The organism is Corynebacterium meitnerae, from assembly GCF_027570075.1.
Lineage (GTDB): Bacteria > Actinomycetota > Actinomycetes > Mycobacteriales > Mycobacteriaceae > Corynebacterium > Corynebacterium meitnerae.
In genome coordinates, this window is record NZ_JAKMUS010000016.1 from 31,336 (window position 1) to 54,365 (window position 23,030).

The window sequence follows — 23,030 nt, forward strand, 5'->3', positions numbered from 1 at the left end:
ATCTACTGCCCCGAGCTCAGGTGCTTGAACTGGTGCACAACTAAACGTGACCGGCGTGGAGCAGCGATCAAGCAACACTGATGAAAAACCTGTGTAAATCTTCAAAAAAATCTCTTTGTAACCTTTCGGCGAGCGCGCCCGTCTAACAGAATGAAAGCGTTGCTTCCCTACCGTGGCACACACGTGGCGGGCGGGGTGCGTAGCGCAGAATCATTCCGTTAGAACAGAAAGGTTTGCCCTCATGTCCTCTAAATTCCTCGCTATCGCCGCAACCACCGTTGCCAGCGCCCTGCTCTTGACCGGCTGCAATTCCGCAGAGAAGGGTGGGGACGGCAAGCCGGCTGAATCCACTGAAGCAACATCGACTCAGGCGGCTACCTATGACACTGGCGCATACAAGTCCACACCCCACCAGGGCTGGCCTAAATCGACCTGGGAGACGATCGGCCCGATCACAGAAACCACGCTGATCGGTGCCAACACGCTGTTGCCTTATGAGGTGGACAATCGCTTCTCCCGCGGTGGCCTGCCGCAGCGTCAAACAAATTTCGAGCTGTTCTCATCCCTCCTGGCCAGCAACATCCGGGAGAAGATCATCTCCCTGGAGCCGACGTATCTGACCGGCTTTACCCAGCTGGCAAATGATCCGAAAACGAAGTCCAACGCTGAGCACACCGTGGCCCGCTTCGTGTCCCCGCAGGCTGCTGAGGACGCAGCGAAGCTCCTGAATGACACGTACTTGGCGGAAGGCGGCTCTGATCTTGCCACCGGCAACCCTGCGCCGTTGGAGAAGGTGACCATCCCTGGCAAGGAGGACATCTTGGCCTCCAAGGATGAACGCCGCCAGGTTCAAAGAGCCTTCTTCACCAAGGACGAGTACCTCTTCTTCGTCTACACCAGCAATGAGAGCCTGGATGAGAACAACGAGCCGATCGAGTACGGCCCGGAGTCCATGGACTGGATGCAGGAGTATGTGAAGGCCTTCGCGGACAAGCAACTCCCTCTCATTGATCTGATCCCCAGTCACAAAACCGCTGAAGGTTATGGCAAGTCTGATGAGTGGCCGGACACGGACCCGGATGACATCTTGCGCTACGCCGTGATGAAGCCGAAGGAAGTAGACCTCGTCGGCACTGCTCCCATGAGCATGAACGCACGCTTGCTCACCAGCACCTACGCGGACAAGGCGTCGATTCTCAAGCTGTATGACAACACCAAGATCGATGCCGCAGCCTCGGCAGAAACACTGCTGTTGCGTGCCCCGAACGAGGCGCACGCGGACCTCATTGAAGCAACGCTCAAGTCTCTCGACTCGGAAGTGGAGGGCATCGAGCCTTATGACGAACCGCAGAACGTCCCCGGCACCACGTGCTACACCTCCCCAGGGAACAACGCTACGTACTACTCCTGCTACCTGCGTTATGGGAACTACGTGGCCCGAGGAAACCTCGTGGACATCAAGCCGGATGAAGATGAGGTCACCACATCCGCCGCACCGGATGATCAGAAGGTGGATGTGAAGACGCAGCTCTCCCACATCATGGCTGCCCAGTATCTGATCCTGCAGGAGGCTCCGAAGGAAAACTCCGAAAAATAGCATGTAACCATGTGCATCCCTGCCCCGTCTAAGGGATGTACACCCTAAAGACCCCGGATCCCCCCGATCAGGAAAGTAGAAAGACTTATGAAAAAGCGCACTGCTCTCCCCCTGGCAGCAATTCTCACCGCAACTGCTCTGTTCAGCACTGGTTGCTCTGTCCTGGACAGCGTTGGCAAGAGTGGCGAGGCCCCGGCCGAATCAGACACGACCGAGGTAATGGACCAGAAAGGTCCTGAATTCGACACCGGCTCCTACGGCACCGAGCCGCACAAGGGCTGGCCCGAAACGACAGATGATCTCGGCCCTTCCGCTGAGATTGCTCTTCTGGGCAACAACACGTTGCTGCCGTACGAGATTGATCAGGGATTGAAGCGCGGCACGGCGAATCGCCGTCTGTGGAACTTCGATTCCCTCGCCATGGACCTGCCAAAGGTGGCGCGTGACCGCCTGGCCCCACTGGGTGACAAGTACCTGCTTGGTTACGCCTACCTGGGTGATGACGGCACTGGTGAGCGCGGCGCAGGCAACTTCCTCCTCCGCTTCGAGGACCCGGAAAGCGCACAGGCTACAGCAGACGCGATTAAGGAAACGGCGCTGACGGAAGGCCTCGACTACTTCTTTGACAGCGATCCGTTTAAGCCGGGCACCGAAGAATCAGTACCGGGCCACAAGGACGCCATTGCAGTGCGTACTTCCGATGGCACGAACCTGGACGCAGTGAAGGTGCACAAGGAATACCTGCTGATGTCCACCACGCATGTGTCCCCGGAAAACGCGGACCCGGAGAAGACCGAGTGGCAGGCCGAGTATGCCGCCACCTTCTTTGACAAGCAGATTCCGCTTCTGGACACGCTGAAGACCCACAAGACGAAGGCCGGTTACGGCTTCTCTGAAGAGTGGCCGCCGCTGGATCCGAACGACATTCTGAAGTACACGGTCTTGTCCCCGAAGGATGAATCCGTGGAAGCTTTGGGCGGCCTGCCCATGGCGCTGTCCCCACGCGGCATGGCCGGCCGCTATGAGGAAACCGGAGAAGTTTTGTCCATGATCGACCAGGCCAAGGTCGAGGCCATGGCCCAGATGGACACCACGCTTTACCGCACCAAGCACCCGGAGGGTGCCAAGCTCATCATGGCCACCATGCACGCCGTGGACGCAGACTCGGGCTACCAGCAGTGGGACCCGCCGCAGGAGATTCCGGGCGCGTCGTGCTGGAAGGTGGACCGCCCCTTCGGCACCGGCTACACCTGCTACTTGGTGCATGAGAACTACTTTGCCCAGGCCAGCGCCTTCGAAGGCGACAAGGACCCGGATGCTGTGGAGGGTGGCGACGATGGCAAGACCACCGTCGATCCGAAGCTCCAGCTCACGCAGGCTCTGGCCGCCCAGTACCTCATCCTGCAGAAGGCTCCGACGAGCTCCGTGGAAAACAGTTAGGCTCCCAGGCGGGAATTAGATTAGGAAGGACCCGACATGTCCAATGACTGGATTTTGTCCATCGACTTCGGCACATCCAACACCGCGGCGGCGCACACCAACCCGACGCGCGGTGGGATTGAGGCAGTGAGTCTCTCTCATGACCGGATGACCATGCCGTCCTCGGTGTACATCGAAACACCTGACCACGTCGACACTGGTGATGTCGCGCTGAATAAGGCGGAGGACAACCCGGACGGGTTCCTCGCCGCACCGAAGCGAGTGGTGCCACAGCAGGTGTTCCAGATCAATGGTTATGACGTGCCGTCCTCCACCCCGGTGGCCGCGATTCTAGATTCTGTGGTGAAGCGCGCTTCCCGCGAGCACAATGATCAGCGCCCGAGTGAGCTCGTGCTCACCCACCCGGAGGCATGGTCTGATGCTGAGGTGAAGGTGCTGCTGGACGCTGCGGAGAAGCTCGGCCTCAACGCCACCACCATCCGCACCGTCTCGGAGCCTCAGGCTGCTGCGCAGTACTACTCCACCAACTCCCCGCTGGAGCCGGGCGACAAGATTGCTGTCTTCGACTTCGGCGGCGGCACCCTTGACGTGGCTGCGCTGCAGGTGCAGCCCGATGGCTCCTTCCACATCATCGCTGCCCGCGGCGACAACACCCTCGGTGGCAAGAGCTTTGACGCCTTCATTCGCCGCTGGGTGGACCAGCAGCTGGAGGATGACTACCCGGAGCACCTCGAATACCTGCGCCGGCGCGCACCGCTGTCGGACCGCCACGCGGTGGAAGACAGCATTCGTCGTGCCAAGGAGCTCCTGTCTGAGCACCCAACGGCCACTATCTCCGTCCCTGGTGATGGCGAGACCATCCGTTTGCAGCTCACCCGCTCTGAGTTCGAGGAGATCATCCGCCACCCCGTCCAGCGCGCTGTCGACCTGGCCAAGGCCACGCTCGTGGACGCAGGCATTAACAACCCCACCGACCTCAAGGCCCTCTACCTCACCGGTGGCTCCTCTCGTGTCCCGCTGGTGCAGGAAGAAATCAAGGCACTCGGCCCGGTAGCAACTCTCGACGATCCGAAGCTGGTCGTCGCCCAGGGTGCTATCTCCGCCGTCGGCCCCATCGTCACCGGCCTGCACACCACTCCTGCACCCACCCCGCAGCAGCCGGCACCCCAGCAGCAGCGACCAATGACGGAGCCGATGTCCGCGTATCAGCCGCAGCCATCGGCAGCACCTGCCAAGAAGTCGAATGGCAAGACCATCGGCATCGCCGTCGGCGCACTCCTGGCCATTGCGGCTGTGGTGGCAGTGATTGTGTTTCTAGTCAAGCCGCAATCAAGCGACAAGCCCAGCGGTGAGCCTGAGGAAACCGCAACGATGGAGACAACCGGGGAAAGCCAACCGTCCAGCGAGGCTCCCGCGCAACAAACCAGCGAGGACGTGCTCAATGCCCTGCCGGAATCCATCCGCAATGAGTCCGGCATGTGCAACCGCCGAACCTCAAGCACCGTTAACTTCACCGGGACCTCAATTTCCTGCGAAGTGAAATTCACCGGCGACAACGTGCAGTACTTCAAGCCGACTGGCCCGTACGACTCACCGCGCATCTCGTTCGCGTACAACACGGACGACAGCTCGCGCGAGAAGGCCCTCATTGAGCAAGGCCGCTACAACGGCAAGGATGGGGCGGAACCAGTTACCAAGGGTGAAGCATCCGCCGTTGCTGCCAAGGAGAATGACACTTCTGCCTCCCTCCACTACGCCAACGCGGAAACGGGTCTGACAATTGAGTCCCGCGACTTCGCCTCCCCGGAGAAGGCCATCGAGTGGCTGGAGTACCACAAGCTGCTCTAACCTGCGGACACTCCCTTCAAAAAATAGTTGGCGCCTGGATGTAACCATCCGGGCGCTACTCGCATCTAAAGATATGTAAGCACCCACACCCCCTAGAAAGGACCACATCATGAGCGGCGACAACAACAACCTCAACCTCCCGGAGCTCAACCCGGATGACTTCGGCTACCTCTCCGCACGCGACATCGACGGCGACGGTACGAACGACCTGATCCACGGCGTTGACCACGACGGCAATGCCCACATCTTCCACCTCGACGGCAAGGGCGACATCACCCTCGAGGAAATGGACACTGACGGCGATGGCACCTTTGAAACCCAGCGCCAGATGGTCGATGAGAACACCGTGGCCTACAACGTGGACACGGACAATGACGGCGTGGCTGACACCGTGGCCTACGTTGACGCGACGACCGGCAACACCTTCCAGCAGGACCTGATCGAGGACGGCCAGGTGGTCGAGTCCCGCGTCGACCTGGACGGCGATGGTGTCACGGACGTTGTGTACAAGGACACCGACGGCGATGGCGTGGTTGATGAGATCACCCTGGACACCGACGGCGACGGCTACATCAACACCAAGCTCGTTGACCTTGACGGCGACGGCATGATTGATGAGATCCACTCTGACGTGGACAACACCGACGGCGTCCTGGAGACCGTGATCGAGGCCAACGAGTACGCTGGCGGCCTCGGCTCCATCAACGACTACATCAGCTCCCCGGACACCACCCTGGACACGAACCTGGATACCCCGGCGGATAATCTGGATACCAACTACGACGATTCGTTCTAACGTGACGCTCGCACCCTCTACGATTGCGATGCTTAACGACGACGACCCGGCTGAAAGGAGGCCGCAACCATGAAACAAGAACCAGTCCCTGAAGGACTCCTTGACCGCGCCCTCCACACCGCCTTCACCACCGACGAATGGCCAGAGTGGGACACACTCGACATCGTCCCCACCACCGACGAGCCCTTCGACCTGGACGCCTTCGACCCCTTCGCGGGGAAAGAGGACACCGGGTCGGTTGAGTCCCCTGAATCTGACTCTGACTCTGACTCAGAGGACTCTTCCGACTCCCCGGTGCTCGACTACCCGGATCTGGGCGCTGATCTGGGACCTGATCTTGGATCGGACTTCTCCTCCGATGTCGATTCGGGTTTTGATTCAGGTTTCGATTCCGATTCCTCCGGGAACTACGACATGTAACTACTGCCCCGGCGCGACAATGTTGCAGTATTCTTTTGCGTAACTTATTGAACACTTGTCCATCCCGGCGCAGATTGAAAGCAGATATGTCCGAATCCCAGCTTCTCCAGAACGCAAAAGGTGGGGATGAGTCCGCCTTTGCCAAACTGGTGAAGCTGCACGAAGGAAAACTTTTCAACGTCTGCCTCCGCATCACCACCAACCACCACGATGCGGAGGAAGCATTCACCGCGGCACTGTATCTGGCATGGAAGAACCTGCCTACGTTCCGCGGTGATTCTGGTTTTGGCACCTGGATGTACCGCATTGCCTCCAACACCGCGTTGGAAGTTGTGCGCCGCCGGAAGCCCACGGTCTCCCTCGACGCCCCGCGCGACTCCGAGTCAGAGGACTCCCCCTCCTTCGAGATCGCCGATCCCCTCGCCGAGTTTGAACAATCCATCGCGGACAACGACGCGTTGAGTACAGCCCTGGCCTCGCTTCCCGCCGACTCCCGCGAAGCCCTCATCCTCGCCGAGATCGCCGGCCTCACCCTGGCCGAAATCGCCGAGCACCAAGGCTCTTCGCTTTCCGCCACCAAAGTCCGCGTGCACCGGGCGCGCAAAAGCCTCCGCGAGCTGCTGCAGGGATAGCGTGTCCAAGGAAATTCCAATGCCAGTTCAAGCAAGCGAAAGCCAAATCAACACCTGGGCCACCGAAGCCGAGCAGGGCTACGACGTTGCACTTTTGAAGAAGCGTGGCCGCGGACGCCCCGGCCGTGGCGCCACACCGTCACGGGTGGTTACCGTACGACTAACCGAAGCCGAGATCGCAGCCCTTGACTCCCTGGCAGCCAAGAAACACATGAGCCGCTCTGAACTCGTGCGCAAAGCAATCGCCGACCTCATCACGGAGTAAGCACACCCGTTCGAGCAGCTCAAAGCCCATGTCGCACCCGCGTTGTAGCGTGAGGGCATGAGCGAGAACGTGGTGGAGTTTGTGCAGGCCCTGGGCGAGGCGGGCGTGGCGGCGTTGACCGATGTGAAGAGCTTCATCCGTGCTGATGAGATCTTGGACATCGATATGACGCCGTTGGTGCGCACGGGGCCGTCGTTTACCGCGCAGGTGTTGGGTACGGATGTGTGGGTGGTGCGGTTTGAGCTGGTTGTCGATGAGGGGAAGACAGTGGCGGATCGTCTCAATGTGCATTGCACCTGCCCGGTACCACGGGTTTGGTGCAAGCACGCGGTGGCGGTGGCGTTGCAGATGATGCGGCATCCCGAGTGGCCGCTGACTGCCAAGCTGGTTGGGGAAGCCGAAGAGGAGTACGAGTTTGATTCGACCCGGCGCTATGACGATGTGGTGGTGGACACCAAAGACGTAGTCACCAGCACGTTGGAGACCATGAGCAAGCGGGATCTGGTGGATGTGATCAACGCGCTGCGGCATGAGAATCCACTGGCCGAGCCCACGGTAACCAAGTATGTTCTGCCGTTTTCTTCCCAGCCATTGCCCGCGATGGAAGCGGTGCAACATGAAATGAAGTTTGCCAAATTCCTGTTTGACGTGGCCTATACCGAAGAGAAGGTGGAAGAGGCTGCGCACAACTTGGAGTACGCGGGCAATGTGATCTGTAGTCATGCTGATGCAACGGACTTCCAGAATGACAAGCTCAAGCTCCTGTGCGCGTTGGAGAGTCTCATCTTTGACGCCATCGCGTGGACACATCACATCACTTATCCCGTCGATAGCGTGGTGGTTGCGCTAGAGAAGCTGTATCAGCACCACGTGCTCATCGCGCATGATACCCAGCCGCCGACACAGCTTCTGGTTGATTGGATCGTGGACGTCTTCTTGGCCCCCGGCGGTTACCTACGCCCGCATCTCGCGGACTATGCAAAGCTGCTGGAAGATGAGGATCTTGATGTCATCATCACCAAAGCCCACGAATGCGCCCCCCGCCATCCGGAGAACGTCCTGCCGCTGGAGATCGACGTAGCGTTGCTGCGCAACAACATGCATGAGGTCAAGCGGCTGTGCGGGGAGTACGGCAACTATGACGCGCTGCTGTTCTTTTATCAGCGCAACGGGATGGATCTCGGTGCGGAGAAGCTGGTGGCTGCGGCACTGGATAATGCGGATCCGGTGGAGCTCACGCCGGATCTCCTATATGCCTCGGCGGCGAAGTACTTCGGTGCGGACGGTACGCGGATGTATCACCGCTATTGGTTTGAGAAGGACGTGAGCCTCGAAAACTTCCTCGACTACATCCGTCTCCCGGACATGGACTTCGCCGACGTTATGTTCGTGCTGCAATCCGTGGAGGAAGCCGCCACCAACCCGGATTACATGTTGCTGGCAGCAGCGTATTTCAAGCTTTTCGACGTCGGATTCACCCTCATCACCACCACCTCCCCCAGCACATCCATGGCTGCCCACTTCGCAGAACACGTCGGTCTGGCGTATGACCCGGAATGGGCGTTCGGCGTGATCTTTGCGCACATCCGGGAGCAGATGTCCCAAGCCCTGGCCCAGGAGAACATGGCGGCAACGCGCGCAACGGTCAACTGGTTGATGGGCCGAATGATGGCGCTGAAGAAAACAGCGCAGGAGGCCACCGGCTCATTGGATTCCGATGTGGAGTGGGGGTTGCAGGTCGGTGCGCTGAAATCTGAATTCGGCAGCCACCCGGTGGTCAAGGAGGTGTTCACGGAGTGGGGGCTGTGAGCGCTCCACTACACTGGCGCGACATGATGTCCCGTTACCGTGCTGCTGCTGTTGCCCTCACAACCATGCTGGCGGGAGGTGTGCTCGTTGGCTGTTCCACTGCTGGTGATGGCCTCGAGGAACCCGCGATGACCACCGTTGCTGCCGCGGATGAGGGTGCGTCGACGCAGTCGAGCAGTGCGCAGCCCTCGTCGAAGGAAAAGCCGGAACCGGAGAAGAAGTGTGCTTCCCTGGCGAAGGACCCGCGGGAACAGTACCCCACCGGCAACGAGCGGCTCGGGCGGATGCCAGCTGTGGTGGGCTCCGGCGACCTTCACGTGAATTTCTGGATCGGGGGCGTGGAAAACAACTACGACCCGTGCGCGGAGTTGTCGTGGATCACTTTCGCTGGCGGGCGTGGGTATGAGGACGGCCCGGCCGGTACGGGCGCATCCATCACCGACGGGTTGGCGCTGTACATCAACGGTGAACCGGTGGGTGAGATGCGTGAGTTTGACCGGATTGAGAACATCCAGCGCCTCTCCCCCAGCTCGGCGGAGTTCAGTTGGGGTGAAGTGCGCAACGGTACCGCTGCTGGGGTGACGCACCGTTTCACCGTGACGTTGAAGAATGATGGCGGGAAGCTCGTCGTGGACGGCCCGGACGCGCAGGCGTTCTACGACCAATGGGACAGGGACACCGGGCAGTACTTGTTGGGGCACGATGGCTAACCGTGGGCCAACCCAAATATGTCGAATGCGCGTAGGCTCGCTGCATGGCAACACATAAACGGAAACCCATTCCAAAAGTCGCTTACGCCCCCATGCTCGGACTGGAAACATACGTTCGCGCACGTGTGGCAAAGGACTTCTCCCACCTCGTGCAACTTCGGGCCTCTGCTCTGAACCAATGCGTTTACTGCCTGGCAATGCATCGTCGTGATGCACGAAAGGGCGGTTGGACAGAAGACAAAATCACCCAGACCGAGAACTGGACTGACTTTCCAGACGCTTTTTCTGAGAAGGAACGTGCAGCACTTGAGCTCACAGATGCAGTAACCAAGATCCACGGCGAAGAATCTGTGCCGGATTCACTGTGGGAGCGAGTGGAGGAACTGCACGGCGAGAAAGGCACGCGGGATCTCCTCATGGCTGTTGTCACCATCAACGCTTGGAACCGAGTCGGTATCACCACACGCCTTGATCCAACAAGCCTTTCCGGAGTCACGGCTTTTGATCTAGGCCAAAAGTAAGCTGGCTTTTGGCGCAGGCCGAAAGGCGTCGATAAGCAATCCGCGAAACATCGCGGGCGTGTGGGCCGATAGGCCGTGTAGGACCTGATCTATTCACAGCAAACCCGTAAACTGAGGCGCTATGACCGACAAGAAACCCGACATGACCACCACCGCCGGAAAGATTGCGGATTTACGTAACCGTTTGGCGGAGGCTCGTGAGCCGATGGGCAGCGAGGCCGCCCGCACCGCGGGTGAGAAGGGTATTTCTACCGCCCGGCAGCGCGTTGAGGCCCTGCTGGACCCAGACACCTTCGTGGAAACGGATGCGCTCGCGCGTCACCGCGTGGAGGACTACGGCCTGGATCGCGTGAAGCCCGCCACCGATGGTGTTGTGACGGGCTACGGGCTTATCGACGGCCGACGGGTCACCGTCTACGCCCACGATTCCTCCATTTTTGATGGCCAGCTGGGTGAGGTGTACGCCGAGAAGATCCTGAAGATCTACGACCTGGCTATTAAGACCGGTGTGCCGGTCATTGCTATCCATGACTCGACCGGTGCGCGCCTGCAGGAGGGCGTGGTCACCGCGGCGATGTCCGCGCGGATTCTGCGCAAGGCGACGGAAGCGTCCGGCGTTGTGCCGCAGATTTCCATCGTGGCTGGTGAGGTGGCGTCCCTCGCCGCACTGCTGGTGCCCATCAGTGATCTCACCGTCATGGTGAAAACCGCGACGATGCACCTGACCTCCGTGTCCGCGGTGACGAAGGTGACGCGTCGCGTTGCAACCGCACGGTCCCTGGGCAGTGCCGATGTGCACTCCCAGATCACCGGCATGGCTCACCTGACTGCGCCGACGGACCTGGAAGCAATCCAAACCGTGCGTGACCTAGTGGCCTTCCTGCCGGAGAACAACCGTGCGGCCTCCCCCATCAATGAGAACGCCACGGAGCCGGACAACACGGACCTGGACACGTTCATCCCGGACAACATCGCTGCCTCCTACGACGTGCGCGATGTGATCAACCGCGTCACCGACAAGGGCCTGACCGAGCTCAGCCGCGGCTACGCCGACAATGTGGTGACGGGTTTCGCGCACATCTCCGGCCGCGCGGTGGGCATCGTGGCTAACCAGCCGAGTGTGCTGGCCGGCTGCCTTGACCACGCCGCCGCAACGAAGGCAGCAGCTTTCATCCGCGTGTGTGATTCCTTCAACCTGCCCATCGTGGAATTCGTGGACTCCCCTGGTTTCTTCCCCTCCGAGGAGGAAGAGCACCTGGCTTCCGCGAAGCACGGCGCTGGCCTGGCCTTTGCCTACGCCGAAGCGCAGGTGGGCAAGATCACCGTGATCATCCGCCGCGCTATCGGCCCGTCCTACGTGGTCATGGGTTCCAAGGACCTGGGCGCAGACATGGTCTTTGCATGGCCGACGGCGCAGATCGCGCTTGCGGACGCCACCACCGCCGCCGAACAACTCGGCGTCGACGTGGACGAGTACGCCGCTTCCCACCTCACCCCGTACGTGGCCACGGAGCGTGGACTCGTGGATGCCGTCATCGAGCCCTCCCAGACCCGCGCCCACGTCACCGAAGCGCTGCGCCTCCTGGAGCGCAAGGTGGTCTACGCCATTCCGAAGAAGCACGGCAACATCCCGCTGTAAGGAGCTTTAAGGAACCAGCATGACTAATCCCCTGTTCACGGTGGTTAAAGGCAACCCCACCGAAGAAGAACTCGCCGCGCTGACCCAGGTGCTCACGGATCTGCAGCAGGAAGCGAAGTCCCGCACCGCCGGTGGCCACCGCAACCTGTGGGGCCGCCCGGCCCCACGCGTTCACGGCCCAGTGATTTTCAACCCGTCCGCGTTTAACTCGCAGACGCTGTTCTAGTACTCCATGCGCCTTGTTCTTGCTTCCCAGTCGCCCTCGCGCCTGATGATCTTGCGCAACGCTGGGGTCTCACCACTCCAGCACCCGGCGCACGTGGATGAGGACGCGATCATTGCCTCCCTCGGGGGCGCCTCCCCCGCCACGACGGTGACCACCCTCGCCCGCGCAAAAGCCGACGCTGTGGCACCGCACTACCCCGATGACGTGGTGGTCGGGTGCGATTCAATGTTGCTTTTGGACGGCACCCTCCAAGGCAAACCCCACACCGTCGAAGAAACCATCCGCCGGTGGAAAGCCCAGCGCGGCCGCACCGCCGAGCTGGTCACCGGCCATGCCATTGGGTACGGCGGGACCTGGGTGGTAGACACCGTGTCCACCCGCATCCACTTCGGTGATGTCTCCGATGCGGACATTGAGGCCTACGCCCGTTCCGGCGAACCCCTCGAATGCGCCGGTGCTTTCACCTTGGAGGCCCTCGGCGGCTGGTTCATTGACTCCATTGAAGGCGACCAAACCAGCGTCATCGGTCTCTCCCTGCCACTTCTTCGCCGGGCGCTCTATTCTTTTGGACTGGATGCGTTGTCTTTGTGGAGCAAGTCATAGGACACACCCGAGAAATCTAACGCCTCCAGAGGGCCAAAAATTTTCGCATCGCTTTGACCTGCACTGATAGAAATGGGCTTTCGGGCCGGTCGTCAGATTTCTCGAATCCCCCCGAGACAAAACACAAACCGCGCCGGATGAGCGACCTAGTTTGGTCGCCCCGGCGCGGTTTTCGCGTTGGTGCGGCGTTGGCGCCGCACGGTTTCGCGTTGGCGGGAAGAAGACTTACTCGTTGTCCTTCTTGCCCTGCTCAACCAGCTCAGTGGTGTTCTCCGCGGTGCGGAAGAGGTTCACCAGGGCCTCGATGGTGAGGCGAGCGCACACGATCTGGACGAAGCTCCAGAAGGTGCCGAAGATCAGGTAGAGGAAGATGAAGAGGATACCGATGCCGGACTCGCCCTCTTCAGCCATACCGATCATGAAGAAGATGCTGAACAGCAGACCCAGGAACCACATCATGCCGATGAGAACCAGGGCAATGATGTAGATGATCCGTGCGCTGTCCAGGGTGACAAAGCGCTTGAAGGAGAAGTCGAAGAGCTTCTTGAAGAAGCCGTCCTCCTTCGGCATCATCGGCTGACCCTGGTAGTAGCCCTGCGGGTAACCCTGGTTCGGGTACTGGCCGTACTGCGCACCGTAAGCCGGCTGACCGTACTGAGCAGTGTTCGCTGCGGTGCTTGCTGCGGTCGCGTCAGCGGAAGACGGCTGGGAGGACGGCTGGGACATCTGCCAGGTGGACTCGGTGGAGCTCGTCTGGCCGAAGGAGCCGAAAGAGTCGGTGGCAGAGGTGTCACCGAAGGAGCCGGTGGACTCCGAGCCGGTGGAGCCGGTGCTGTCGTTGGTGTTGTTGTCGTCGAATGGAGTGGACATTATTTGTTAATCCTTCGTCTTTCTCTTCTCGGCGGTGTGCAAACCACTAGCAGTGTAGTGGAAGTGGGAGGGGAAGGTGGGCGTCGATAAGCAACAAGGCGCGCGGAGCGGCCCACCTGAATGGGGCCGGGGCGGACTTAATCCCACATGTAAACCCCCGGCTCGGGGGTAAATGAGGCGCCTTTTGTGCGGAAATGTGCAGGAAGAATTGAAGAATCGTCCATTCGGCGACACATTTTCTCTAAGATCTTGGAAAACCTCCTATCTGAAAGGTCGATGCATGAAAATTCACGTAACCCGCAGGACTGGCGCCGCACTGTGCGCCATCGCACTGTCCGCTACCGCACTGACCGCGTGCTCGGATGACTCTGCTGATTCGAACACTGGCTCCGACGCACAGTCTTCGGGCTCGGACCGCGGCCCGATCACCTTTGCCATGGGCCGTAATGACACGGATAAGATCACTCCGATCATTGAGGCCTGGAACAAGGAGCACCCGGATGAGCAGGTGACCCTGAAGGAGCTCGCCGGTGAGGCAGACGACCAGCGCGATACGCTCGTGCAGTCCCTCCAGGCTGGCAACTCTGACTACGACGTCATGGCGCTGGACGTTGTCTGGACCGCTGACTTCGCTGCTAACCAGTGGCTGGAGCCACTCGAGGGCGACTACGCAGTGGACACCTCCAAGCTGCTGCAGGCAACGGTTGATTCCGCGACCTACAACGGCACGCTCTACGCACTTCCGCAGAACACCAACGGCCAGCTGCTGTTCCGCAACGTGGACCAGGTTCCGTCCAAGCCGGACACCTTCGCTGACATCAAGTCCGCGTGTGAGGCTGTGGAGGGCGACTGCCTGACCACCCAGCTCAAGCAGTACGAGGGCCTGACGGTGAACACCCTGGGCTTCATCAACGGCTGGGGCGGCTCCGTCATCGATGACAACGGTGAGCCGACCGTCGAGTCCGCTGAGGCAAAGGCTGGTCTGCAGGCGCTTGTGGACGCGTATGGGGACGGCACCATCGCCAAGAACTCCACCGCCGCAACCGAGGAGGAGACCAACCTGGCCTTCACCGAGGGCAAGACCGCTCTGGCGATCAACTGGCCGTACATGTACACCAATGCTGTGGAGGCAGGCCTGAACTTTGAGGTTCAGCCGCTCGTCGGCGAGAACGGTGTCGGTGTGTCCACCCTGGGTGGCTACAACAACGGCATCAACGTGAACTCCAAGCACAAGGCAACCGCCAAGGACTTCATCGAGTTCATCGTTAGCGAGGAGAACCAGCTCTCCTTCGCCAAGGCATCCTTCCCGCCGGTTCTGGCTTCCATCTACGACGATGCTGCTCTGATTGAGGAGCACCCGTACCTGCCGGCTCTCAAGGAGTCCCTGGAGAACGCGAAGCCGCGTCCGGTTTCGCCGTTCTACCCGGCTATCTCCAAGGCCATCCAGGACAACGCTTACGCCGCACTGACTAACGGCAAGAGCGTCGACGATGCAACCAAGGACATGGCTGCTGCTATCAAGCAGGCAGCACAGTGACTCGAATTCTTCTTTGGCCCCTAACGGCATCAATGAAGAAGTAACAAGGAAAGGGCCGCAGCGGTTTGTTTACCGCCTGCGGCCCTGCCGTTTTTTGCGTCCGCATAGTACGCTCGCCCGAGTTGGGAGTGAGTGTTAAGGAGAGTTCATGAGCACTGTGGTGAAGCGACGCACCCGCAGCGATGCCGGCAAAGCGTATGCCTTAGTCGCGCCCGCACTGATCGTGTTGGCAATTGTCATCGGCTACCCCATCGTCCGCGCGATCTGGCTGTCATTCCAGGCCAACCGCCACCTTGATCCGGCAACCGGCGTGTTCGTCGACGGTGGCTTCGCCGGCCTAGACAACTACCTGTACTGGATCCAGAACCGCTGCATGAGCCCCGCCGGCACCGTCGGCGAGTGCCCGCCGGGTGTACTGGCCACGGACTTCTGGCCGGCACTGGGCATCACGCTGTTCTTCACCGTGGTCACCGTCTCGCTGGAAGCTGTGCTGGGCATGGTCATGGCGCTGATCATGAACCACCCCTCCCGCGTGCGTGCGCTCGTGCGCGCGGCGGTGCTCATCCCGTGGGCGATCCCCACAGCTGTGACGGCGAAGCTGTGGCAGTTCATGTTCGCCCCCAATGGCATTGTGAACTCCCTGCTCGGCCAGGACATCGCCTGGACCACTGATCCGTGGGCGGCGCGCATCGCCGTCATCATCGCGGACGTGTGGAAGACCACGCCGTTCGTGGCCCTGCTCATCCTCGCCGGCCTGCAGATGGTGCCCAAGGATGTCTACGAGGCCGCCCGCGTCGACGGCGCCTCCGCGTGGCAGACCTTCACCCGCATCACCTTGCCGCTCATCCGCCCCACCCTCATGGTGGCCATCCTCTTCCGCACCCTCGACGCCCTGCGCATGTATGACCTGCCCGTCATCATGATCTCCGGTTCGTCTAACTCCCCCACCGCCACCATCTCGCAGCTCGTCGTCGAAGACATGCGCCAGAACAACTTCAACTCAGCGTCCGCCTTATCGACGCTTATCTTCCTCCTCATCTTCACCGTCGCCTTCCTCCTCGTCCGGTTTGGCGGCGCCGATGTCGGTGGTGAGGAAACGCGGTCCCGCAGGGAGCGGCGGATAGAGAAGCGTCAGGCAAAGAAAGCTGAGGTCGCACGATGAAGAAGCGTCTTGGATCCATCGGGCACGTCTTGGGCGTGCTGTTCATCCTCCTGTGGGGCCTGGCTCCGTTCTACTGGATGCTGGTCACCGCGCTGCGGGATAAGAAGCACACCTTTGACACCACTCCCTGGCCCACGCACGTGACCATGGAGAACTTCCGCGACGCCTTGGCCACGGACAAGGGCAATGACTTCCTCGGTGCGATTGGGAACTCCCTGATCATCTCCCTGGTCACCACCGCCCTGGCCGTCATCGTCGGCGTGTTCACCGGCTACGCTTTGGCGCGCCTGAACTTCCGCGGCAAGGGGCTGGTCACCGGCATCATCCTGGCCGCGTCCATGTTCCCTGGCATCGCGCTGGTCACCCCGCTGTTCCAGCTCTTCGGCGACCTCGGCTGGATTGGCACCTACCGCGCCATGATCATCCCGAACATCTCCTTCGCCCTGCCGCTGACCGTCTACACCCTCATCTCCTTCCTCCGTCAGCTGCCGTGGGAGCTGGAGGAAGCAGCGCGTGTGGACGGCGCCACCCGCGGCCAAGCCTTCCGCAAAGTGCTGCTCCCCCTGGCAGCACCGGGCATTTTCACCACCGCGATCATCGCCTTCATTGCCACCTGGAACGAGTTTATGCTGGCCCGCCAGCTGTCCACCAACGCAACCGAGCCGGTCACGGTGGCCATCGCCCGCTTCTCCGGGCCAAGCGCCTTCGAGTACCCCTACGCCGCCATCATGGCTGCCGGCTCCCTGGTCACTGTCCCGCTCATCCTCATGGTGCTGGTGTTCCAGCGCCGGATCGTCTCCGGCCTGACGGCGGGCGGCGTGAAGGGCTAGGCGCCCAGGAGCTTTGTGCACCATTTTCAAAAATGGCGCACAACCCCTCTAAAACACCAGGACTGCTACCAACTTTGGAAAGTTCGTAGCAGTGGCCCCCCCTGAACAATTCGTTTCTCCCGCGTACCGTGGGCCGTGGCCGACAAAGTCAGCCAGAAGAGAAACGCACACGGTACAAACAGGAGAACAACATGCCAACGAAAGCTATCGACGGCAAGGTCGCCCTTGTCACCGGATCCGCACGCGGTATTGGCCAGGCCATCGCCCTGCGCCTTGCTCAGGACGGCGCGGACGTAGCCGTCCTCGACCTGAAGGAAGAGAACTGCGCCGACACCGTTTCCCAGATTGAAAAGCTGGGCCGCAAGGCCATCGCCATCGGGGCCGATGTGTCCAAGCGCGACGAGGTTTACGCCGCCATCGAGCGCACGGAGAAGGAACTGGGTGGCTTTGACATCATCGTGAACAACGCCGGTATCGCCCAGGTCCAGCCGATCGATGAAATTACGGACGATGAGCTGGACGCCATGTTCAACGTCAACATCAAGAGCGTTGTCTGGGGCATCCAGGCTGCTGCCGCCAAGTTCAAGGAGCTCGGCCACGGCGGCAAGATCATCAACGCTTCCTCCATCGCTGGCCACGACGGCTTCCCCATCCTCGGCGCCTACTCCGCCTCCAAGTTCGCGGTGCGTGCGCTGACCCAGGTGGCTGCGCGCGAATACGCCAGCGACGGCATCACGGTCAACGCCTACTGCCCGGGCATCGTGGGCACCGACATGTGGGTGGACATTGACCGCCGCTTCCACGAGCTGACCGGCGCTGAGCTCGGCGCCACCTACGAGAAGAACGTGGAGAGCATCGCCCTTGGCCGCGCACAGACCCCGGAGGATGTAGCCAACCTGGTGTCCTTCCTCGCCTCGGAGGACTCGGACTACATCACCGGCCAGTCCATTCTGACCGACGGCGGCATGGTCTACCGCTAAACCTGCTGCCTCACCGCACCCCGGAGTTGGTAGCGTAGGACCATGGAATTTAAGGATATGCTCGCTCCCCCGCCGGTCCACCTCCCTGAGGACCCGGCGCGCGGGAGCGATTTGTTTGATAACGCCACCGCCATCGCCCACCCGGACTCCCCCGCGGTGTGGGCTGCCCGGGCTGAGCGTGAGCTGGCCGAGGGCGACCCGATCGTTGCCTACGCCTACGCTCGCACCGGCTACCACCGCTCGCTGGACCGTCTCCGCGCGAACGGGTGGAAGGGCTGGGGTCCGGTCCCGGCCTCGCACGAGCCGAACCAAGCAGTGCTCAAGGCCATCGCGATGCTGGCGCTGGCCTCCAAGAGGATCGGGGACGACGCGGAATATGACCGCTGCCGGCAGATGTTGTCGGATGCGGATCCGGAGAGCGTCGAAAAGCTGCTCGGCTAAAACAAGTAAACCGCGCCGGCCCGAATGGTGGGCGGCGCGGTTAAACGTCGATAAGCAGGCTTTTAAGCGTGCTTTGCCTCGACGCGCTTGATGGCCTCCTCAGCGACCATTTCCTGGATGCCCATGTCCAGCTCCGAGGTGAAGCCGACGCAGGAGCAGTTGATCTCGCCGAGGACGTAGGTGTCCTCGCCGGTCTCATCGTCGTCCGCGAGCATGAAGTCCGCGGTCCAGATCAGCGGGATGTTGTCGCCGCCGAGGTTCTCAGCGATGACCGGGCGGGCCTCGGCGAACATATCGACGAGCTCCTGCCACTCCTCCGGCTTCTGGTAGGTGTACTGCGCACCGGAGAACAGGGTTGCGGAGAATGCGTCGCCGCCCTCGGCCGGCTTCTTGTGCACCACGAAGACCGGGTGCGGGCCGACGAGGAGAATACGGATCTCGCCCTCAACGATGCGCGGCATGAAGCGCATGTCCACGAGCATGCCGTTGTCGCCAACGATGTACTGGTCGCAGAAGTCCATGAACTCACCGAGCTCACGGTCCTCAGTGTGGTTGTCCACTGCCTCGGTGCACTTGAGCTTGGTGTCCAACGGCAGGGCGGTACCGGGCTCGACGGAGGCGGCCAGGGCTTCGTCCGCGAGGCGTACGCGCCAGATGCCGGAACCGGTGGAGCCGCGGTTCTGCTTGAGCACGCGCTCACCGTAGGACAGGGAGGTCGGGAACGTGTTGTGGAAGGACTCGATGTCGTAGTACGCGGCGGTGTCCTCCGGGACCAGGGAGGTCTTGTTCAGCTTCACCAGTGCGTCCTTGGCACCGTAGGAGACCATCTCCTCCGGGGTGGACATGCCCACAAGTCCTGCCTCGGACAGGCGGGTGAGCAGGTCGAAGTAGCCCTTCTCACCGCCCGGGATGTTGCCCGGGTTCACGCGGGAGATGTAGCCGTCGAAGTTGTTGGACACGTACTCGAAGATCGCGTCAGACCACTCAGGGCGGAAGTACACGACCTCGGAATTCCAGCCCTTCTCCTTGATGGCGTTGACGATGGGCATGGTGTCCTTGCGGTGCCCATCGAAGTACTTGTCAGAACCACCCTCGACCTCGAAGACGACGATTGCCTTGTGCACAGTGAATCCCTTTCAATAGTGCTCAGTAGTGCTCATATAACGCGGAAATAATCCCACTTTTGAGATTACGGCCTAACCCTTCTTCCCGCCCTCGCGGAAGGCCGTTTAGTAACTAACCTCACAGCCGCGATAGGCCACACAATCCACCTTCGGGGGTAGCGGTTCACATGTATGGTGTCTAGTGACTGTAAACACGCTTTGGGAGGACACTCGCATGGGAATCGAATTCGACCCGTTTGCCCAATTTCAGGACTTTGCGCACCCGGAAAAATTCGTTTCTGCCTCCTGGCTGTCGGCCCGCCTGGGCACCGATGGCCTCCGCGTGGTGGAGTCGGACGAGGACGCATTCCTGTACGACATCGGCCACATCCCCGGCGCCGTACGCATTGACTGGCACCGGGACCTCAACGACCCGACGGTGAGGGACTTCATCGACGGTGAGGCATTTGCCAAGCTCATGAACGACAAGGGCATCGGCCGCGATGACACCGTGGTCGTCTACGGTGACCGCAACAACTGGTGGGCAGCCTACACCGCCTGGGTCTTCGAGCTCTTCGGCCACCCGGACGTGCGCCTCCTCGACGGCGGCCGCGACGCGTGGATGGGCGAGGAACGCGACACCTCCTACGCCGTCCCCGATTACCCCTCCCGCAATTACCCGGTGGTGGAGCGCCAAGATAAGCCACGCCGCGCGTTCGTCGATGATGTTCGCACGCGCAGCAAGAATCATCTGCTTATCGACGCACGCGGGCCCGAGTTCTACGCCGGCGCCGAGCACCTAACGCAGAAGGAACCCAACTGCTCCTCCCCTGTTCAACGCCATGGGCATATCCCGGGCGCGGTCAATCACCCATGGGGAGCGTCGGTGTATCCGAATGGGCGGGTGAAGGATAGGGCGTCGATAGCTGAGGCTTATGCCCAGACCCTAGCCACCGTGGACACGGACAACCCCTCCATCATCGCGTACTGCAGCAACGGACAGTCCGCGGCGCACACCTGCTTCATCCTGCGTAACGTGCTTGGGCTAGAAGATGTCGCGCTGTACGACGGCTCCTGGGTCGAATGGGGCAACATGATCCGCATGCCGATTGAGCGAGAAGCGGACTAGGCCCTGGTTTAGGGGCGCGGGGCTGTAATTCTTCGTGTCCTGCGTGCGATACCTCTTATATGGGCAGAAGTGCTCTACCCTGATTGACGTCCCGAAAGTTTCCGACGAGGAGTTTTTGAATTGTCCGCAGCGTCCAACGCCCTGACCATCAGCAAAGTTCTGATCGCCAACCGCGGCGAAATTGCCGTGCGCGTCATCCGCGCAGCCAAGGACGCTGGCATCGCCTCCGTAGCTGTCTACGCCGAGCCGGACACTGATGCTCCCTTCGTCGAACTTGCTGACGAAGCTTTTGCCCTCGGCGGCGCCACCGCGGCGGATTCCTACCTCAACTTCGACAAAATCATCGGCGCTGCTAAGGCCTCCGGCGCGGACGCGATCCACCCGGGCTACGGCTTCCTGTCGGAGAACGCTGACTTTGCCCAGCGCGTCATCGATGAAGGCCTGACCTGGATCGGCCCCTCCCCCGAGGCCATCGCCCTGCTGGGCGACAAGGTGGAAGCCCGCCAGATCGCTGAGAAGGTCGGTGCCCCGATGGCCCCGGGCACGAAGGATCCGGTCGCTACTGCCGACGAAGTCTTGGCCTTTGCAGACGAACACGGTCTGCCAGTGGCCATCAAGGCTGCCTTCGGCGGTGGTGGCCGTGGCATGAAGGTCGCCCACACCCGCGAAGAAATTCCGGAGCTCTTCGAATCCGCTACCCGTGAAGCCGTCGCTGCCTTCGGCCGCGGCGAGTGCTTCGTCGAGCGCTATCTCGACCGCGCCCGCCACGTTGAAGCCCAGGTCATCGCGGATAAGCACGGCAACGTCATCGTCGCCGGTACCCGCGACTGCACCCTGCAGCGCCGCTTCCAGAAACTCGTCGAAGAGGCACCCGCCCCGTTCCTCTCCGATGCACAGCGCGAGTCCATCCACTCCTCCGCCAAGGCGATTGTGAAGGAGGCCGGCTACTACGGCGCCGGCACCGTGGAGTACCTCGTTGGTGCGCCGGAGGCTGATGGCTCTGACGGCCTTGTCTCCTTCCTCGAAGTGAACACCCGCCTCCAGGTGGAGCACCCCGTCACCGAGGAAACCGCTGGCATCGACCTTGTCCGCGAGCAGTTCCGCATCGCCTCCGACCTGCCCCTGCGCCTGACCTCCGACCCGGAACCGCGTGGCCACGCCATCGAGTTCCGCATCAACGGCGAGGACCCCGGCATGAACTTCATGCCGGCACCGGGCACCATCACCCGTTACGTCGAGCCTTCCGGCACCGGCGTCCGCGTGGACAGCGGTGTTCGCGCCGGTAACGTCATCGGCGGCCAGTTCGACTCCATGTTGGCCAAGCTCATCGTCACCGGTGAGGACCGCGACGAGGCCATCCAGCGTGCCCGCCGCGCTCTCTCCGAGTACGAGGTCGCCGGCCTGCCCACCGTTATCCCCTTCCACCAGGCCGTTCTTAATGACCCGGCCTTCATCGGTGACGGCACGCGCTTTGGTGTCTACACCCGGTGGATCGAAGAGGAATTCAACAACACCATCCCGCCGTACCAGGACACGGACGACGACGCCGAGGAACCTGGTGGCAACCGGACGTACGCCGTAGAGATCGACGGCCGCCGCATCGAAGTCGCTCTCCCCTCCTCCCTGGTCATCGGCAACGGTGCGAAGCGCAAGTCCAAGAAGCGCCGTTCTTCTGGCGCTGCTCTGTCGGGCGATGCGGTGCCGGCGCCGATGCAGGGCACCGTCGTTAAGGTCAACGTGGCCGAAGGCGACAGCGTCAACGAAGGCGACATCCTGCTCGTCCTCGAAGCCATGAAGATGGAAAACCCTGTCAAGGCCCACAAGTCCGGCACCGTCAAGGGGCTGGCCGCTGAGCAGGGCGAACAGGTAAACAAGAACGCAGTACTACTGGAGATCCAATAACCCTTTATGAAGTTCACCCTCGTCCCCGCAACCGAATCCGACCGCACCTACCTGCGCCGCCTCGACTACCTCGCCGACGTCTTCGGCGATGAGTCCCGCTCCCGCATCGGTGCCGTCCAAAGCGCCGAAGAGTACGTGGGAAAGTGGTCCCCGGAGCGCGACGGCGGGTTCATCGCCTACGACCCCGAGCTCGTCCCCGCCGGCGGGGTCTGGCTGCGCTACTGGGCACCCGAAGATGATTACACCGACGCCAACCTCGGCCCCGACATCCCTGAGCTGGCCATCGCCGTGGAGAACCGCTCCCACGGCCACCAGCTCGGCCGCATCCTGCTGCAGGCGGCGTGCGACTTGGCTGCTTCCCAAGGCGCCACCACCATCGCCCTCCACGTCGAGCCAGGCAACGACCGCGCCCAGCACGTCTACGAGTCCTTCGGCTTCACCTGGTCCGACCACCACCCGGAAGTGATGACGAAGCAGCTTTAGGGCCGGGCCCCGGTCGTGCCCCGCTGGCCGCCCCGCGGGACCGCCTCATTGCACGATTTTCAAAAATCGTGCAAATCCCCACAAAAG

At 61.4% G+C, this 23,030-nt stretch carries 23 protein-coding genes; 21 read left to right on the forward strand and 2 right to left on the reverse strand.

What is annotated here, in order from left to right; translation table 11 throughout:
* The first annotated feature begins 241 nt into the window (after positions 1-241).
* The 13 genes from L8U60_RS09160 to L8U60_RS09220 all read left to right on the forward strand — a co-directional run bounded on the left by L8U60_RS09160 (position 242) and on the right by L8U60_RS09220 (position 12,506).
* Positions 242-1,597, forward strand: a complete 1,356-nt coding sequence (locus tag L8U60_RS09160) for a DUF7373 family lipoprotein (RefSeq protein ID WP_269966063.1) — start codon at positions 242-244, stop codon at positions 1,595-1,597.
* An 87-nt stretch (positions 1,598-1,684) separates the two neighbouring features.
* The gene (locus L8U60_RS09165; protein ID WP_269966064.1) at positions 1,685-3,037 is read left to right on the forward strand and encodes a DUF7373 family lipoprotein; all 1,353 of its coding nucleotides are present in this window, start codon (positions 1,685-1,687) and stop codon (positions 3,035-3,037) included.
* A 36-nt stretch (positions 3,038-3,073) separates the two neighbouring features.
* Entirely contained in the window at positions 3,074-4,885 is a 1,812-nt protein-coding gene (locus L8U60_RS09170; RefSeq protein WP_269966065.1) for an Hsp70 family protein, read from the forward strand.
* A 109-nt stretch (positions 4,886-4,994) separates the two neighbouring features.
* Positions 4,995-5,681 carry a hypothetical protein gene (locus tag L8U60_RS09175; RefSeq protein WP_269966066.1) on the forward strand — a complete coding sequence of 229 codons (687 nt, stop codon included), beginning with the start codon at positions 4,995-4,997 and terminating at the stop codon, positions 5,679-5,681.
* Between the two features lie 69 nt (positions 5,682-5,750).
* Positions 5,751-6,101 (forward strand): hypothetical protein, encoded by a 351-nt coding sequence (locus L8U60_RS09180; protein WP_269966067.1) that lies wholly within the window; start codon positions 5,751-5,753, stop codon positions 6,099-6,101.
* Between the two features lie 86 nt (positions 6,102-6,187).
* Positions 6,188-6,733, forward strand: a complete 546-nt coding sequence (locus tag L8U60_RS09185; protein ID WP_269966068.1) for an RNA polymerase sigma factor — start codon at positions 6,188-6,190, stop codon at positions 6,731-6,733.
* Between the two features lie 19 nt (positions 6,734-6,752).
* A complete protein-coding gene (locus tag L8U60_RS09190; RefSeq protein WP_269966069.1) occupies positions 6,753-6,998 on the forward strand; it encodes a ribbon-helix-helix domain-containing protein in 246 nt (81 codons plus the stop codon).
* 57 nt (positions 6,999-7,055) lie between these two features.
* On the forward strand, positions 7,056-8,807 hold the full coding sequence (locus L8U60_RS09195) for an SWIM zinc finger family protein (protein WP_269966070.1): 1,752 nt from the start codon (positions 7,056-7,058) through the stop codon (positions 8,805-8,807).
* Between the two features lie 23 nt (positions 8,808-8,830).
* Entirely contained in the window at positions 8,831-9,517 is a 687-nt protein-coding gene (locus L8U60_RS09200) for a hypothetical protein (RefSeq protein ID WP_269966071.1), read from the forward strand.
* A gap of 44 nt (positions 9,518-9,561) precedes the next feature.
* Complete coding sequence (locus L8U60_RS09205; protein WP_269966072.1) at positions 9,562-10,038, forward strand: carboxymuconolactone decarboxylase family protein; 477 nt, start codon at positions 9,562-9,564, stop codon at positions 10,036-10,038.
* Between the two features lie 121 nt (positions 10,039-10,159).
* Entirely contained in the window at positions 10,160-11,677 is a 1,518-nt protein-coding gene (locus tag L8U60_RS09210) for an acyl-CoA carboxylase subunit beta (RefSeq protein ID WP_269966073.1), read from the forward strand.
* Between the two features lie 19 nt (positions 11,678-11,696).
* Positions 11,697-11,903 carry an acyl-CoA carboxylase subunit epsilon gene (locus L8U60_RS09215; protein WP_269966074.1) on the forward strand — a complete coding sequence of 69 codons (207 nt, stop codon included), beginning with the start codon at positions 11,697-11,699 and terminating at the stop codon, positions 11,901-11,903.
* A 6-nt stretch (positions 11,904-11,909) separates the two neighbouring features.
* On the forward strand, positions 11,910-12,506 hold the full coding sequence (locus L8U60_RS09220; RefSeq protein ID WP_269966075.1) for a Maf family protein: 597 nt from the start codon (positions 11,910-11,912) through the stop codon (positions 12,504-12,506).
* Between the two features lie 225 nt (positions 12,507-12,731).
* Here the strand turns inward: L8U60_RS09220 and L8U60_RS09225 are convergent, their stop codons facing one another.
* The gene (locus tag L8U60_RS09225; protein WP_269966076.1) at positions 12,732-13,376 is read right to left on the reverse strand and encodes a DUF4282 domain-containing protein; all 645 of its coding nucleotides are present in this window, start codon (positions 13,374-13,376) and stop codon (positions 12,732-12,734) included.
* Between the two features lie 280 nt (positions 13,377-13,656).
* Between L8U60_RS09225 and L8U60_RS09230 the strand changes: the two genes are divergently transcribed.
* From L8U60_RS09230 to L8U60_RS09250, 5 genes are all read left to right on the forward strand, one after another.
* Complete coding sequence (locus L8U60_RS09230; RefSeq protein ID WP_269966077.1) at positions 13,657-14,913, forward strand: ABC transporter substrate-binding protein; 1,257 nt, start codon at positions 13,657-13,659, stop codon at positions 14,911-14,913.
* Between the two features lie 148 nt (positions 14,914-15,061).
* Entirely contained in the window at positions 15,062-16,075 is a 1,014-nt protein-coding gene (locus tag L8U60_RS09235) for a carbohydrate ABC transporter permease (protein ID WP_269966078.1), read from the forward strand.
* Positions 16,072-16,905: a carbohydrate ABC transporter permease gene (locus L8U60_RS09240; protein ID WP_269966079.1), complete on the forward strand. Its 834-nt coding sequence runs from the start codon at positions 16,072-16,074 to the stop codon at positions 16,903-16,905. The genes L8U60_RS09235 and L8U60_RS09240 overlap by 4 nt, the downstream gene beginning before the upstream one ends.
* Positions 16,906-17,096: 191 nt before the next feature.
* Positions 17,097-17,885 (forward strand): acetoin reductase, encoded by a 789-nt coding sequence (locus L8U60_RS09245; protein ID WP_269966080.1) that lies wholly within the window; start codon positions 17,097-17,099, stop codon positions 17,883-17,885.
* A 42-nt stretch (positions 17,886-17,927) separates the two neighbouring features.
* Positions 17,928-18,326, forward strand: coding sequence for a DUF3151 domain-containing protein (locus tag L8U60_RS09250; RefSeq protein WP_269966081.1), 399 nt, complete (start codon positions 17,928-17,930; stop codon positions 18,324-18,326).
* 62 nt (positions 18,327-18,388) lie between these two features.
* On the opposite strand, the gene L8U60_RS09255 is transcribed toward L8U60_RS09250, so the two are convergent.
* The gene (locus tag L8U60_RS09255) at positions 18,389-19,450 is read right to left on the reverse strand and encodes a Cj0069 family protein (RefSeq protein ID WP_269966082.1); all 1,062 of its coding nucleotides are present in this window, start codon (positions 19,448-19,450) and stop codon (positions 18,389-18,391) included.
* A gap of 214 nt (positions 19,451-19,664) precedes the next feature.
* Between L8U60_RS09255 and L8U60_RS09260 the strand changes: the two genes are divergently transcribed.
* The 3 genes from L8U60_RS09260 to L8U60_RS09270 all read left to right on the forward strand — a co-directional run bounded on the left by L8U60_RS09260 (position 19,665) and on the right by L8U60_RS09270 (position 22,943).
* Entirely contained in the window at positions 19,665-20,558 is an 894-nt protein-coding gene (locus L8U60_RS09260) for a sulfurtransferase (protein WP_269966083.1), read from the forward strand.
* 120 nt (positions 20,559-20,678) lie between these two features.
* Positions 20,679-22,460, forward strand: a complete 1,782-nt coding sequence (locus L8U60_RS09265) for an acetyl/propionyl/methylcrotonyl-CoA carboxylase subunit alpha (RefSeq protein WP_269966084.1) — start codon at positions 20,679-20,681, stop codon at positions 22,458-22,460.
* 6 nt (positions 22,461-22,466) lie between these two features.
* Complete coding sequence (locus tag L8U60_RS09270; RefSeq protein WP_269966085.1) at positions 22,467-22,943, forward strand: GNAT family N-acetyltransferase; 477 nt, start codon at positions 22,467-22,469, stop codon at positions 22,941-22,943.
* Positions 22,944-23,030: the final 87 nt, after the last annotated feature.

Excerpts from the sequence above, each read along its gene's own strand:
- L8U60_RS09230 (WP_269966077.1), top strand. The coding sequence starts at position 13,657 with ATGAAAATTCACGTAACCCGCAGGACTGGCGCCGCACTGTGCGCCATC.
- L8U60_RS09200 (WP_269966071.1), top strand. The coding sequence starts at position 8,831 with ATGATGTCCCGTTACCGTGCTGCTGCTGTTGCCCTCACAACCATGCTG.
- L8U60_RS09205 (WP_269966072.1), top strand. The coding sequence starts at position 9,562 with ATGGCAACACATAAACGGAAACCCATTCCAAAAGTCGCTTACGCCCCC.
- L8U60_RS09210 (WP_269966073.1), top strand. The coding sequence starts at position 10,160 with ATGACCGACAAGAAACCCGACATGACCACCACCGCCGGAAAGATTGCG.
- L8U60_RS09170 (WP_269966065.1), top strand. The coding sequence starts at position 3,074 with ATGTCCAATGACTGGATTTTGTCCATCGACTTCGGCACATCCAACACC.
- L8U60_RS09195 (WP_269966070.1), top strand. The coding sequence starts at position 7,056 with ATGAGCGAGAACGTGGTGGAGTTTGTGCAGGCCCTGGGCGAGGCGGGC.
- L8U60_RS09260 (WP_269966083.1), top strand. The coding sequence starts at position 19,665 with ATGGGAATCGAATTCGACCCGTTTGCCCAATTTCAGGACTTTGCGCAC.
- L8U60_RS09225 (WP_269966076.1), bottom strand. The coding sequence starts at position 13,376 with ATGTCCACTCCATTCGACGACAACAACACCAACGACAGCACCGGCTCC.
- L8U60_RS09175 (WP_269966066.1), top strand. The coding sequence starts at position 4,995 with ATGAGCGGCGACAACAACAACCTCAACCTCCCGGAGCTCAACCCGGAT.
- L8U60_RS09190 (WP_269966069.1), top strand. The coding sequence starts at position 6,753 with ATGCCAGTTCAAGCAAGCGAAAGCCAAATCAACACCTGGGCCACCGAA.
- L8U60_RS09215 (WP_269966074.1), top strand. The coding sequence starts at position 11,697 with ATGACTAATCCCCTGTTCACGGTGGTTAAAGGCAACCCCACCGAAGAA.
- L8U60_RS09235 (WP_269966078.1), top strand. The coding sequence starts at position 15,062 with ATGAGCACTGTGGTGAAGCGACGCACCCGCAGCGATGCCGGCAAAGCG.
- L8U60_RS09245 (WP_269966080.1), top strand. The coding sequence starts at position 17,097 with ATGCCAACGAAAGCTATCGACGGCAAGGTCGCCCTTGTCACCGGATCC.
- L8U60_RS09220 (WP_269966075.1), top strand. The coding sequence starts at position 11,910 with ATGCGCCTTGTTCTTGCTTCCCAGTCGCCCTCGCGCCTGATGATCTTG.
- L8U60_RS09185 (WP_269966068.1), top strand. The coding sequence starts at position 6,188 with ATGTCCGAATCCCAGCTTCTCCAGAACGCAAAAGGTGGGGATGAGTCC.
- L8U60_RS09270 (WP_269966085.1), top strand. The coding sequence starts at position 22,467 with ATGAAGTTCACCCTCGTCCCCGCAACCGAATCCGACCGCACCTACCTG.
- L8U60_RS09180 (WP_269966067.1), top strand. The coding sequence starts at position 5,751 with ATGAAACAAGAACCAGTCCCTGAAGGACTCCTTGACCGCGCCCTCCAC.
- L8U60_RS09160 (WP_269966063.1), top strand. The coding sequence starts at position 242 with ATGTCCTCTAAATTCCTCGCTATCGCCGCAACCACCGTTGCCAGCGCC.
- L8U60_RS09165 (WP_269966064.1), top strand. The coding sequence starts at position 1,685 with ATGAAAAAGCGCACTGCTCTCCCCCTGGCAGCAATTCTCACCGCAACT.
- L8U60_RS09240 (WP_269966079.1), top strand. The coding sequence starts at position 16,072 with ATGAAGAAGCGTCTTGGATCCATCGGGCACGTCTTGGGCGTGCTGTTC.
- L8U60_RS09250 (WP_269966081.1), top strand. The coding sequence starts at position 17,928 with ATGGAATTTAAGGATATGCTCGCTCCCCCGCCGGTCCACCTCCCTGAG.